General features: G+C 64.1%; 12 protein-coding genes. 7 read left to right on the forward strand and 5 right to left on the reverse strand.

The window, feature by feature from the left end; translation table 11 throughout:
• Positions 1-733: 733 nt before the first annotated feature.
• The gene (locus YH64_RS29405) at positions 734-949 is read right to left on the reverse strand and encodes a dodecin (RefSeq protein ID WP_046805936.1); all 216 of its coding nucleotides are present in this window, start codon (positions 947-949) and stop codon (positions 734-736) included.
• A gap of 186 nt (positions 950-1135) precedes the next feature.
• On the opposite strand from YH64_RS29405, the gene YH64_RS29410 reads away from it, so the two are divergent.
• Positions 1136-1657 carry a DUF6496 domain-containing protein gene (locus YH64_RS29410; protein ID WP_046805937.1) on the forward strand — a complete coding sequence of 174 codons (522 nt, stop codon included), beginning with the start codon at positions 1136-1138 and terminating at the stop codon, positions 1655-1657.
• A gap of 33 nt (positions 1658-1690) precedes the next feature.
• Here YH64_RS29410 and YH64_RS29415 read toward each other — a convergent pair whose 3' ends face one another.
• Positions 1691-2593, reverse strand: a complete 903-nt coding sequence (locus YH64_RS29415) for a LysR family transcriptional regulator (RefSeq protein ID WP_046805938.1) — start codon at positions 2591-2593, stop codon at positions 1691-1693.
• A gap of 123 nt (positions 2594-2716) precedes the next feature.
• Here YH64_RS29415 and YH64_RS29420 point away from each other — a divergent pair, with 123 nt between their 5' ends.
• The 3 genes from YH64_RS29420 (at position 2717) to YH64_RS29430 (ending at position 5717) form a co-directional block, all read left to right on the forward strand.
• Positions 2717-3511 (forward strand): SDR family NAD(P)-dependent oxidoreductase, encoded by a 795-nt coding sequence (locus tag YH64_RS29420; RefSeq protein ID WP_046805939.1) that lies wholly within the window; start codon positions 2717-2719, stop codon positions 3509-3511.
• 36 nt (positions 3512-3547) lie between these two features.
• Positions 3548-4561, forward strand: coding sequence for a zinc-binding alcohol dehydrogenase family protein (locus YH64_RS29425; protein ID WP_046805940.1), 1014 nt, complete (start codon positions 3548-3550; stop codon positions 4559-4561).
• 193 nt (positions 4562-4754) lie between these two features.
• Positions 4755-5717 (forward strand): tripartite tricarboxylate transporter substrate binding protein, encoded by a 963-nt coding sequence (locus YH64_RS29430; RefSeq protein WP_046805941.1) that lies wholly within the window; start codon positions 4755-4757, stop codon positions 5715-5717.
• A gap of 100 nt (positions 5718-5817) precedes the next feature.
• Here YH64_RS29430 and YH64_RS29435 read toward each other — a convergent pair whose 3' ends face one another.
• A complete protein-coding gene (locus YH64_RS29435) occupies positions 5818-6615 on the reverse strand; it encodes a flavin reductase family protein (protein WP_046805942.1) in 798 nt (265 codons plus the stop codon).
• Positions 6616-6626: 11 nt separating this feature from the next.
• Positions 6627-7691 (reverse strand): LLM class flavin-dependent oxidoreductase, encoded by a 1065-nt coding sequence (locus tag YH64_RS29440; RefSeq protein ID WP_046805943.1) that lies wholly within the window; start codon positions 7689-7691, stop codon positions 6627-6629.
• Between the two features lie 108 nt (positions 7692-7799).
• On the opposite strand from YH64_RS29440, the gene YH64_RS29445 reads away from it, so the two are divergent.
• Positions 7800-8747: a LysR family transcriptional regulator gene (locus tag YH64_RS29445; RefSeq protein WP_046806018.1), complete on the forward strand. Its 948-nt coding sequence runs from the start codon at positions 7800-7802 to the stop codon at positions 8745-8747.
• An 85-nt stretch (positions 8748-8832) separates the two neighbouring features.
• Here the strand turns inward: YH64_RS29445 and YH64_RS29450 are convergent, their stop codons facing one another.
• Entirely contained in the window at positions 8833-9711 is an 879-nt protein-coding gene (locus YH64_RS29450) for an SMP-30/gluconolactonase/LRE family protein (protein ID WP_046805944.1), read from the reverse strand.
• A gap of 277 nt (positions 9712-9988) precedes the next feature.
• Here YH64_RS29450 and YH64_RS29455 point away from each other — a divergent pair, with 277 nt between their 5' ends.
• Both YH64_RS29455 and YH64_RS29460 read left to right on the forward strand, forming a co-directional pair.
• On the forward strand, positions 9989-10759 hold the full coding sequence (locus YH64_RS29455; RefSeq protein ID WP_046805945.1) for an enoyl-CoA hydratase/isomerase family protein: 771 nt from the start codon (positions 9989-9991) through the stop codon (positions 10757-10759).
• A 1-nt stretch (position 10760) separates the two neighbouring features.
• Positions 10761-12292 (forward strand): acetate--CoA ligase family protein (locus tag YH64_RS29460; protein WP_255444872.1); only part of this gene is annotated, 1532 nt, incomplete at its 3' end.

Raw genomic sequence — 12292 nt, forward strand, 5'->3', positions numbered from 1 at the left:
TACAACCTGGCGCTTCGTCTGGCGCCGAAGGTCGAATGGCCGGCTGCGATGGATGTGGAATCACGGACGGGTCCGGCCTGACCGGGGGGTTTGCGACACGCACTACCGCCCGCGCCCTCGACGCCATAAATACTTATCCCCGCCATCTGTGGAGAAGGCTGAGGACAGTGTTGGGGCACAGTCAAAATCCCCTGCCCCGCCAAGCACTTGCGTGTGCTGATCAAACAATGCGCAATCGTCCTTTTGGATGAGTTTGGGCGAAGTTATCCCCGAAAGTGCTGTATGTCTGCACAGCGGTCTTCAAGGCGTGAACTGATTGTGGGTCTTGTCCCAGCATTCTGTGGAAAAGCATGAGGACAGTTTGAGGGCAGGTGCAAAAAGCGTATGCAGATCAATAACCTGCATGGCGTGGTCAATAAAGGCTCAATGGGGGACTGGATGGCACCGAGTTGTCCCCGGCAAATGTGGATAAGGCTGAGGACAGTATGCGGGTAGTCTCGAAAAAGGCTTACAGGCCAAGCACTTGAGAGCAGCGGGCAATATACGCCCAGCCGCTGCCCAGCCGGCGCGACGCGGGTCGTGTCGCGTGCCGCGCCGCACAACGTGGGGATAAAAGAAAAGGCTTGTCCCCATGGAATGTGGACAAGCCTATGAACAGTCGGATAACAAGCCCAAAAATTCCTTGTCCGACAAGCACTTGCAGGCGCTGATCAAAGAACGACCAGCGCGCGGATTACTCGACTCCTTCGAGACGCATGCCGATTTTCAAACCGACCTGCCAATGGGCCACCTTGCCGTCCTTGATATGGCCGCGCACTTCAGTGACTTCAAACCAGTCCAGATTGCGTAAGGTTTCGGATGCGCGCTCGATCGCTTTGGCGATCGCGTCATCGGTGGAGGTGGTGGAAGATCCCACCAGTTCGATTTGCTTGTAGACATGATTCGACATAGCTCGTCTCCGCTAAGGGGGTGAGTCGTGAATCGACGGTCTGTGGCCCGTGTTCCGGCGCTTACGACCGGCAATCCATTCGAACACACAGGATAACGCCGCGGCGCTATCGTGGTGTTACGAGTTCCGTCGCGTGGTCTCGACTGGCGACGGAGCCCGCTCCCGCAACCCAGCAAGGAGATCACCATGCCTGAACGGAAAACCCTGGAACGCGCGAAGAAAGACAAGCGAGAAGGCAAGGCCGCATCTACGCAGGCCGGAGAATTCGTCCGCGAGGAAATCGAGCACGTGCGCGAAGGCAAGCACGGTGTACGTTCCACCAAGCAAGCCATTGCCATCGGACTGTCGAAAGCGCGTCGCGCGGGCGTGAAGGCCACGCCGTCGAAGAAGGCCAGTGCGGCGACCAAGCATCGGGCGAAAAAAGATACCGAGGCCGCGCACGACGGGCATGCCAAGTCGTCCACGCGTTCTCACGCAACGACCAAGGCGTTGAAGAAGGAAAGCACCAAGCCCGCGTCGCGTTCGGCGTTGTCGCATCACGCCAGCAAGTCGGCGGGCCGCCGCACAGCCGCCGACCGCTCGGCAGCAGCGAAGAAGGCCGCCGCAACCAAGGGCGCGGCCGGCCGTTCCGCCGCCGCGAAGAAGGCGGCGCAGACTCGGGCCAGGAACAAGGCCGCATCGGGGTCGCAGCACCGCGCGGCGCATTAGGCCTGCTGCCCCGTCGCCGCAACCCGCGTCGCGCTACCCCGCGTCGAACTGCCGAAAGCGCTCTTGCAGAAACTCGCGCAGGCGCTTGACGGCGGGGGACAGCAACATCCGGTGCACGCACAGGAGGTATAGCGGTGAGGGTTCGGTGGCGTAGTCGGGCAGCAGCGCCACCAAACGCCCGGCGCGCAAATCGCGCAGCACGTCGTAGCGCGATTTGTACGCCACGCCCTTGCCCGCCAGCGCCCAGCGGCGCACCAGATCGCCGTCGTCGCCCACCCGGTCGCCCTTGATCGGTACCGTCATGGCGGTGCCTTCGTGTTCGAACGCCCAGCGGTCGTGCAGCGTTTCGCCCAGCACGAACGACAGGCAGTTGTGGTCGCGCAGGTCATCGGGTTTTTGGGGCACGCCGTGCCGCGCCAGATAGGCGGGTGACGCGCAGACGACGCGGCTGTTTTGTTCGGCCAGCGGCAGCGCCACCAAGGCGGAATCGCTGGGCTTGCCGTAGCGGATGGCGATGTCCACCGGCTGGCGGTACAGGTCGGCCAAGCGGTCGCTGATGCGCACTTGGAAGCTTACGCGCGGATGCTGGGTCTGGAAGTCATCCAGCCAGGGCAGCAGCACGTGGCGGCCCAGGTCGGACGGAATGGAGACGGACAGCGTGCCGGATATCGCCGTCTTGTCGCGCGCCATCGCGTTCTTGCCCGCCTCCAGCGTGGCGATGGCCGAGCGCGCGTATTCCAGATAGCGCTCGCCGTCCGCCGTCAGCCGCAGGCTGCGCGTGGACCGCACGAACAGGCGCGCGTCCAACGTCTGCTCCAGCCGTTTCAGCGCCGCGCTGGCCACGGCGGGCGACACGTCCAGTTCGCGCGCGGCGCCGGAAAAGCTGCCGTGATCGGCCGACGCCACAAAGATCCGCAGGTCTTCAAACCGCACCATGGTCGACTCATTTTCAAAAAATTATTGAAACTGAGTGCGATGCTAGCCGGTTTTTCATGCCTGTGAACTGGGTAATCATGGTTTCGTTCTCAAGCCTGTCCTGATCTCTATTGGAGCTGACACATGAACATCGAACTGAATGGCAAAAAGGCGCTGGTCACCGGGTCATCCGGCGGCATCGGCCTGGCGATTGCGTTGGGCCTGGCCGAAGCCGGCGCCCAAGTGGTGCTGCACGGCCGCAGCGCCGACAAGCTGGCCCAGGCCGCCGCCGCGATTGCACAGAAATTTCCCGCCGCCAAGGTCACGACCGTGCAGGCCGACCTGGCCACCGCCGATGGCGCCGCGTCCATCGTGGCGGCCCACCCCGACGTGGACATCCTGGTGAACAACGCCGGCTTCTTCGCCCCCAAGTCGTTCACCGAAATCACGGATGACGACTGGCAGCACATGCTGGACACCAACGTCATGAGCGGCATCCGGCTATCGCGCTACTACCTGCCCCGCATGATCGCGGCCAACTGGGGCCGCATTGTGTTTATCTCCAGCGAATCGGCGGTGCAGATTCCGGCGGAAATGATCCATTACGGCGTCAGCAAGACGGCGATGCTGGCTGTGTCCCGGGGCCTGGCCGAGCTGACCGCCGGCACGGGCGTCACCGTGAATGCCGTGCTGCCCGGCCCGACGCGCTCGGAAGGCGTGTCCGACTTCTTCGCCGAAATGGCCAAGGAACAAGGCGTGTCGCAAGACGAGATGGAACGCGACTTCATCGCCCAGCACCGCCCCACGTCCCTGCTGCGCCGGCTGGCGACCGTGGATGAAGTGGCCAACATGGTCGTCTACGCGTGCTCCACGCAGGCCAGTGCCACCAACGGCGCCGCGCTGCGCGTGGACGGCGGCGTGGTCCGCTCCATCCTTTGATCTCCCCCCATCACAACGAAAACCCGAGCCACCGATATGAAAGCCATTGCCTACTTCAAGAACCTGCCGGCCGACCAGGCTGACGCCCTGCAAGACATCACCATCGACGAGCCCACCCCCGGCGACCACGACCTGCTGGTGGACGTGCACGCCATTTCGGTGAACCCGGTCGACGTGAAGATCCGCGCCAACCGCGCGCCCAAGGACGGCAAGCCCGAGATCATCGGCTGGGACGCCGCCGGCGTCGTGCGCGCCGTGGGCGCGAAGGTCAGCCTGTTCAAGCCGGGCGACCGTGTCTGGTACGCCGGCGCCATCAATCGCCCCGGCGCCAACAGTGAACGCCATGTGGTGGACGAACGCATCGTCGGCCACATGCCCAAGAGCCTGGACTTTGCGCAAGCCGCCGCGTTGCCCCTGACGACCATCACCGCCTGGGAACTGCTGTTTGACCGGCTGCGCGTGCTGGACAACGCCGCCCCAAGCCAGGGCAGCCTGCTGGTGGTGGGCGCGGCGGGCGGCGTCGGGTCCATCCTGGTACAGCTGGCGCGGCAACTGACGGGGCTGACCGTGATCGGCACCGCCTCGCGGCCCGAGACGCAGGCCTGGGTGCGCGAACTGGGTGCGCATCACGTCATCGATCACAGCAAGCCGCTGGCGCAAGAGCTCAAGCGCATCGGCGTGCCACAGGTCAGCCACGTCGCCGGCCTGACCCATAGCGACAAGCACTTTGCCCAGCTGGCCGAAGCCATCGCCCCGCAAGGCAAGATTGCGCTGATCGACGACCCCAGCGCCATCGACGTGCGGTTGCTGAAGGGCAAATCGGCATCGCTGCATTGGGAGTTCATGTTTGCGCGTTCGTTGCACAACACGCCCGACATGATCGCGCAGCACGAATTGCTGAACCAGGCGGCCCGGCTGATTGACGACGGCACGCTGCGCACGACGCTAGGCGAGCACTACGGCAAGATCAACGCCGAGAACCTGCGCCGCGCCCATGCCTTCATCGAAAGCGGCAAGGCGCAGGGCAAGGTCGTCCTGGAAGGTTTCTGACGGCCTTCGCAGAACTGTTCTGCGCAAAGATGGGGTAATCGGGAAGTCCGATAAAAATTATCATCGACTCCTGTGACAACCCAAGGCGGGCGGCCCAGCGCCGCCCGCCGCCCCTGTCGCCACGCTGACAATACGCTGACCCGGCCCACAGAAGGCACGGACATGCACGGCGGCGGGATCAAGGAGAGAGACAATGTTCAAGCTCACGCGCCGCGGTTTCCTCGCGGCCGGCACCCTCATGATGCTTGCGCGGCCGTTGCGCGCCGCCCCCAAGCCCGTGACCCTGATCGTGCCCTACGCGGCCGGCGGCCCCAACGACAACTTCGCCCGGCTGCTGGCCGAAGGCATGAGCGCGCAGTTGGGCGTGCCGTTCATTGTTGAAAACAAGCCCGGCGCCAACGGCATCATCGGCGCCGCGCAAGTCGCGCGCGCCCCCGCCGACGGCAACACGCTGCTGATGGGTGGCTCGGGCCCGGTGTCGCTGAACGTCTTGCTGCGTCCCAACCTGCAATACCGGTTCGACAGCTTCGCGTCCGTGGCGATGATGTTCGATGGGCCGTTGACCATCACCGTGCCCGCCACGATGGGCGTCAATTCCATTGCCGAGCTGGTCGCCTACGCCAAGAAGGAAAACCGCGCGCTGACCTATGGTTCGCTGGGGCCAGGCAGCGTCACCGACCTGTACGGCTTGATCCTGGCCAAGACGCTGGGTATCCCGCTGACCGCCGTGCCCTACAAGAGCACACCAACCAGCTTGATCGACCTGATCACCGGCCGCAACGACCTGTCTTACATGACGCCCATCGCGCTGGCCGATCACCAGAAGGCGGGCGCGGTGAAGATCCTGGCGCTGACGACCGATCAGCGCGACCCCGGCCTGCCCGATGTGCCGTCGGTGGTTGAACTGGGCTATCCGCAGTTAAAGGCCAGCTACTGGACCGCGCTGCACGCGCCCAAGGGCACGCCCGCCGATTTGATCCAGGCGTATTCCGCCGCGGCGATCAAGACGGTTCAAGCCGAGAGTTTTCGCCAAATGTTGGTGGCGAACGGGCAGACCGAAAAGGCCGGCGGCCCGCAAGCGCTGGACGCGCAGCTGGAAGCCGACCGCCAATACTGGGGTCGCGTCATCCAGGAAAACCATATCGTGCTGGATTGATCAGAGGCTTGCCGCCGCGTAGCCGGCGGCAACTTGCGTTTCAACAGCAGCAAAAAATGCCCGCCGACATGGCGGGCATTTTCCTGGAGGCAGCCCTTGCCTATTGAAGCCGGACGGGCGCGATGCGATGCGTGGCGGATTTGAAGTTGATAACGGGCTGCGCTTCGCGGCACGTCGTCTTGCGGATTTTGCCCACGATCAGATCATGCGTGCCCAGCACTTCGGTGCAGACGATATCGCATTCGATGCTGGCCAGCGCATCGGGCAGCACCGGCGTGCCCTGCTCATTCATCACCCAGCCGCCTTGCGCAAAGCGCGCCATGCCTTGCGGCTGGCCCAAAAACGCCTGCATGACGGCCTCGTGTCCTTCACCCAGCACATTGGCCACAAAGCGGCCGTGGCGCAGCAAGGGCTCGCGCGCGGACGAGGTCTGCTGAACGAAGAAGCCGACCATCGGCGGGTCGGCCGAGATCGAGGTCAGGCTGGACACGATCATGCCGGCCACTTGATCGCCCTGCCCCGTGGTGACCGCGCTGATGCCGGCGGGCAGCGAACGCATCGCCGCCTTGAAGTCGTCAACCGACACCACCTGGTCATGCTCGTTGACCACCATGTGCGCGCGGATGTCGCCGCGTTCGTCGACCCATCCGTGCCGGGCCGCGTAGTCGACCATGGCGGAAAAATCCGCTTCCCATTTCGGGTCGCCCGCATGCTGCGACAAAAAACGCAGCACCGATGGCGACAGCCGCACATGGCGCTCGTCTTCGCGTCGCCCGACGCGGGCGATGGCGTGTTCCAGGCGGTCACGCGGCTGCGGGTCGGCCAGCACGTCCAGCCGCCGGAAGTCCGACGGATGCCGCAGCGTGATCGCCCCCGCGTTGCTCAGATAGATCTGCATCTTGCACTCCTTCAGGCCACGGCCGTCGTGCTGCCGACTTCCTTGCGGATGGCCGGAATGATCTTGTCGCCCCACAGCTCGATCTGCTTGAGCATCGTCTTCTGATCGAAGTCGCCCAGCTGCGTCTGCAACGCAATGTGCTTGGGCCGCAGGATGCTGATCTCTTCCAGCATTTTGTCGATCACTTCATTGACCGAGCCCACCGGCAGGTTCTTGCGCAGCTGCTCGAACGTGGGATCGTTTTCAGACGGCACTTCCTTGACCATGTAGCCATCGTCGCTTTGCGCGCGGCGGAATTTCAGGCTTTCGGAAATGCGGCGTTGAAAGCGCGCGCAGTCCAGGTACGCGTCGATCTCGGCCTTGTTGTCCGACGCGTAGCCACAGCGCAGAAAGCCAAACTTCACATCGCGGTCCAGGTCGCGACCGTTGTCCTCGGCCACTTTTTCCAGCCTGCCGCGCAGCTCGGAAATGGCGTCGTTTCCCTTGAGCAGCGCCGTGACGAACAGGTTATGGTTTTCGCGCACGCCACGGCCCAGCGTGACCGGATTGCCGGACGTGATCCACAGCGGCGGCATCGGGTCCTGCAAGCAGCGAACGGCGATCGAGCTGGGCGGTATTTTCAGGAATTGCCCGTCGTGTTCAAAGATTTTCTGCGTCAGGCCCTTGGGAATCACGTCCAGGAATTCGTTGAAGATCGCGCCCGAATCCGCGATCTGCACGCCGAAGCGTTCGAACTCGAATTCCTGATAGCCCGAGCCCACGCCCAGGTCCAGGCGGCCATTGGAAACGGTGTCCACAAAACCCACTTCGGCCAGGAAGCGCGCGGGGTGATACAGCGGCAGAATGCACACCGCCGTGCCCAGACGTATGCGCTGCGTCTTGGCCGCCGCGTGCGCCACCGTCATCAGCGGCGAGGGCGACAAGGAGTAGTTGTTGAAGTGGTGCTCGGCGTACCAGGCCGCATCGAAACCGGCCTGCTCCGCCACCACGGTTTGCTCGATGGAGTTGTTGATGACTTGCTTTGAGGACTGGTGGTAACCTCGCTGCTGCGCCAGAATGAACACGCCGAATTCCATAATGTCTCCTCATTGATTGCTTGACGTTCTGAGGAAATTCTAGAGGCCGGCAGTCATCGGGGAAATACAGGAAATGCGGCGTTCTGTGCTGCGTAAAGTGGAGGAATGATGGACAGGCTGCGCGCGATGGAGCTCTTTCTGTCGATCTCCAAGACCGAGAGTTTTTCTGAAACGGCTCGGCAGTTCGGGGTGTCGGCAACGTCGGTATCCCGCATGATCACCGAGTTCGAAAACGAGTTGAACGTGAAGCTGCTGCTGCGTTCGACCCGGCAGGTCGTGCTGACCGAAGCCGGCCAGGAATATGCGCAACAGCTTGAGTCCATTCTGTGGAACATCAACGAGGCGCATCGCAACATCACCGAAATCCGCGCCGCGCCCAAGGGCATCCTCCGGGTGCATTCGCGCATGATGTTCGGCCTGGGCGTGCTGCCGCCGCTGGTGGCCGCGTTTCGCCAGCAGTACCCCGACATTCATATTGAACTGGTGCTGTCCGAAACCAAGGCAGACCTGCGGCGCAACAACTTCGATATCGATTTCCGCATTTCTCCCCCCGTTGAAGCGGGCTTAAAGCGGCGCATCCTGTTCAAGAGCGAACGTTTTCTGGTGGCCTCGCCCGCCTACCTGGCCAAGCACGCCGCGCCCGCCCGGCCCGCCGATATCGCGCAGCACGATTGCCTGGCCTACCTGCTGCCGGGCGATCAATATTGCTGGCGCTTCAAGCAGGATGAAGCGATTGAGGAAGTGCTGATCAAGCCGCGCCACGTGACCAACAACGGCGTCGCGCTGCTGGAACTGGCGCTGCTGGGTGAGGGTATTGCGCTGTTGGATGACTACACCGTGCACAACGATATTTCGCGCGGTACGCTGGTGCGTTTATTCCCTGATTATCACGTCACCAATACGACCTTCGAAGAAGGCATGTACGCCACCATCCTGGACACCGCGATGATCCCCGTGAAGATCCGGCTGTTCCTGGATTTCGTGGCCTCGCATGTGTCGGGTTCGGCGCTGCGGTTCACGGCGTACAACAAGATGGCCGCCGCCGAAAGCCCCTGATAAGGGGCGATGCATCAAGGGCGTTGCATCAAGTGCGTTGCATTATGGCCGAAGCATCAAGGCCGAATGCATCAAGGCCGAAGCATCAAGGCCGAATGCGGCATTGTCCACGCGGCGCGCCCACGGCGCCCGCGCCCCGAACGCGCAGCAAGGCTCCATCCAGCGGCCCCGTGGCTGTCAGCCGGCCGCTGTCGCTGATGGTCGTGACAAAGATATCCGACAAGTCCGGGCCACCGAAACATAGCGATGCCGGATGCGCCACCGGCAGGTCGATGCGGCGATCCAGCTTGCCCGCCGCATCGAACCGCGCAATGGCCGCCGCGTGCACCAACGCGGTCCACAAGCCGCCCTCGCGATCAAAGCAGCAGCCGTCCGGGGCCGAACCGAGCGCGTCGGTATCGATGAACACTTCCGGGGAAGACAACCGGCCCGCTTCCTCCATGCGATACCGAAACCCCTTGCGCTGCGCGCTATCGCACACATGAAAATGCCGGCCGTCCGGATGCATGACCGGGCCGTTCACCACGCCCAGCCCTTGCGCGATGCGGCTGACCCGGCCGCCCGTATCCACGCGGTACAAACCGCCCAGCGGCGCTTCGCCCTCTTGCCGATGGACATGCATGGTGCCGGCCACGAAGCTGCCATCAGGCAGCGGCGCGCCATCGTTCAGCCTCAGGTTCGGGTGGCTGTCGTCAATGCGCCCCAGCGTGCGCGTAGCGCCGTCGTTCAGGCTGACCAGCGCAAAGGTTTCTTTCAACGCCACGATGATGCTGGCGCCGCCGTTCAGCGCAAACGAGCCCACCGGGGCGGGCAAGCGCCATTCACGCGTCGCACCGTTTTCCGGATCGATCCTCAGCAACTGCCCGCTGCGGCAATCCAGCATCCACAAGCAATTTTCGGCCGCATCCCACACCGGGCACTCGCCCAGCGCTGCGCGAACCGTGCCGATACGCTCGATCTGCATGTGCCGACCGCCCCTGTTCTGCTCGTCCGGCGGACGAATTCCCAAACCATGGTATCGGCTTGCGCGGCGCGGGAATATGCCGTTTTCGTGCAAAACACAACCAACATTTTTGGCCTGAATCCTGCGCAATACCCGTCCATATAATCCAAAAAAAACCGGCCACCCCGCGCTGAAACCGGGGCAAGACCGGTCCATCGGACTCATGGAGACACGTCATGCAGCATGCCATCGGCGCCCTGCGCGCCCTCGCTTTTTTCCCCATCAACAAGGTGCCCGCATGAGCGATGCCACCGTCACGTTGGAAGTCAACGAAGGGGTTGCGCTGGTCACGCTGAACAGCCCGCCGGTCAATGCGCTGAACCGCGCCATGCGCCGCCGCATCGTCGCCATCTTCGACGAAATATCCGAGCGCGACGACATACGTTGCGCCGTGCTGACAGGCCAGGGAAAAGTGTTCTGCGCCGGGGCGGATCTGAAAGACCGACCCAACGCCGACATCGCCGGCGACTTCCTGGAGCACAACCGCATCACCCGCGAAACCGGCAACGCCATCAAGGAATGCGCCAAGCCGGTGATTGCCGCGGTGAACGGCGCGGCGCTGGGCGCGGGGCTGGGGCTGATGGCCGCGTGCGACATCATGTACGCGTCCGACAACGCCACCTTCGGCATGCCCGAGATCAACGTGGGCCTGGCGGGCGGCGCGTCCATGTTGCGCACGCTGGTGGGCCGGTCAACCTTGCGCCGCATGTTCTTCACCGGCCAACGCCTTAGCGCGCACGACCTGTTGCGCCGCAACGTGCTGGAAGACGTGCTGCCGCCCGACCAGTTGCTGCCCACGGCGCTGGCGCTGGCGCATGAAATTGCGTCCAAGGCGCCGCTGGCCGTCTTGTATGCCAAGCGCGCCGCCAACATGGTAGACCTGATGCCGCAGCGCGATGCCTACCGTTTCGAGCAGGACTTCACGATGGCGCTGGCCAAGACGGAAGACGCCCGCGAGGCGCGCATGGCGTTCCTGGAAAAGCGCCAACCGCAATTCAAGGGGCGCTGACATGGCGCGGATCGCACAAGCGCACAGCCCGCGGCAACATCGCCCCCAGCAACATAGCCCCCAGCGCGCGGGCGCCGGGCTGACGCCGTTTTTCAAGGCGGGCAGCATCGCCGTCGTGGGCGCGTCGGACGACGTCACCAAAATCGGCGGGCGCCCCGTGCAGATGCTGATTAAACACGGCTATGCCGGCGCCGTGTATCCCATCAACCCAAAGGGCGGTGTCATTCAGGGCTTGGCTGCCTACGCCTCGGTGCGCGACACGCCTTGCGCTCCCGAGCTGGCCATCCTGGCCGTGCCCGCCGCCGCCACGCCCGCCGCGTTGCGCGACTGCGCGGCGCGCGGCACCAAGGCCGCCATCGTACTGTCGGCCGGCTTCACGGAAGCAGGCCCTGCCGGCGCCGCGCTGCAAGCTGAGCTGGTCGCCATTGCCCGGGAATACGGCATGCGCGTGCTGGGGCCGAACTGCCTGGGCGCGGTCAACGTGGCCGACCGTCTGATCGGCTCGTTTTCGATCGCGCTGGAAGAACACATGCCGCCGGCCGGGCACGCGGGCATCGTGTCGCAGTCGGGCAATGTGGGTAGCCACACCATGCAAAGCGTGGCGCGGCGCGGCATGGGCGTCAGCCGCTTCATGGCGACCGGCAACGAAGCCGACGTGGACGTGGCCGACGGTATCGCGGCGCTGGCCGACGACCCCGACACGCACATCATCCTGTGCTGCATGGAGACGTGCCGCGATGCCGGCAAGCTGATCAGCGCGCTGCGGCTGGCGCGCCAGCGCGGCAAGCCGGTCATCGTGTTGAAGATCGGCTCCACTGAAAAGGGCCAGCAGGCAGCCGCGTCACACACCGGCGCGCTGACCGGGTCCGATGCCGTCATCGACGCCGTGTTCCGCCGCCATGGCGTGCTGCGCGTGCGCTCGGTGGAAGCGTTGATTGACGTCGGCCACGCGGCGTCGATGCTGATGCCGAACCGCTTGCCCCGCAACGACGCGGTGACGCTGGTGGCGGCCTCGGGCGGCTTCGGCATCATGATGGCCGACGCCATGAGCGAGGCCGGGATGACGCTGCCCGCGTTGGCGCCGCTGACGCAACAGCGCATCCACGACGCCGTGCCCACCGCCAGCACCGGCAACCCGGTCGACGCGTCGGCGCAGATGTCGAGCCGGCCCGACATCCTGGGAAAGATGCTGACCGCCTTGCTGGAAGATCCTTCCGACAGTTCGCTGGTGTTGTTCATGTCGCTGTCGCTGTACAACACGCGGCTGCGCGGCATCTACCTGGAAGCGCTGGCGCAGGTGCGCATCAGCCATCCGCAGCGCCTGCTGATGATCATCAGCCAGGGGCCGGCGGACGCCATCGAACAGATCAATGCGCTGGGCATACCCGTGTTCGGCAGCATTGATGCCGCGGCCACGGGTTTGGCGGGGCTGGCACGGCTGGGGCAGTTGCGCGCGAGGGGTGGCGCTGACCGTGCGGCTGGAGCGGGCTCTTTTACACATCTCCGGGGCCACGAGACCGGACTAGATATCGT

The sequence above is a fragment of the Achromobacter sp. LC458 genome, assembly GCF_001005835.2.
Taxonomy (GTDB): Bacteria; Pseudomonadota; Gammaproteobacteria; order Burkholderiales; family Burkholderiaceae_B; genus Achromobacter; species Achromobacter spanius_B.

Excerpts from the sequence above, each read along its gene's own strand:
- YH64_RS29430 (WP_046805941.1), top strand. The coding sequence starts at position 4,755 with ATGTTCAAGCTCACGCGCCGCGGTTTCCTCGCGGCCGGCACCCTCATG.
- YH64_RS29440 (WP_046805943.1), bottom strand. The coding sequence starts at position 7,691 with ATGGAATTCGGCGTGTTCATTCTGGCGCAGCAGCGAGGTTACCACCAG.
- YH64_RS29445 (WP_046806018.1), top strand. The coding sequence starts at position 7,800 with ATGGACAGGCTGCGCGCGATGGAGCTCTTTCTGTCGATCTCCAAGACC.
- YH64_RS29415 (WP_046805938.1), bottom strand. The coding sequence starts at position 2,593 with ATGGTGCGGTTTGAAGACCTGCGGATCTTTGTGGCGTCGGCCGATCAC.
- YH64_RS29450 (WP_046805944.1), bottom strand. The coding sequence starts at position 9,711 with ATGCAGATCGAGCGTATCGGCACGGTTCGCGCAGCGCTGGGCGAGTGC.
- YH64_RS29410 (WP_046805937.1), top strand. The coding sequence starts at position 1,136 with ATGCCTGAACGGAAAACCCTGGAACGCGCGAAGAAAGACAAGCGAGAA.
- YH64_RS29435 (WP_046805942.1), bottom strand. The coding sequence starts at position 6,615 with ATGCAGATCTATCTGAGCAACGCGGGGGCGATCACGCTGCGGCATCCG.
- YH64_RS29455 (WP_046805945.1), top strand. The coding sequence starts at position 9,989 with ATGAGCGATGCCACCGTCACGTTGGAAGTCAACGAAGGGGTTGCGCTG.
- YH64_RS29425 (WP_046805940.1), top strand. The coding sequence starts at position 3,548 with ATGAAAGCCATTGCCTACTTCAAGAACCTGCCGGCCGACCAGGCTGAC.
- YH64_RS29420 (WP_046805939.1), top strand. The coding sequence starts at position 2,717 with ATGAACATCGAACTGAATGGCAAAAAGGCGCTGGTCACCGGGTCATCC.
- YH64_RS29405 (WP_046805936.1), bottom strand. The coding sequence starts at position 949 with ATGTCGAATCATGTCTACAAGCAAATCGAACTGGTGGGATCTTCCACC.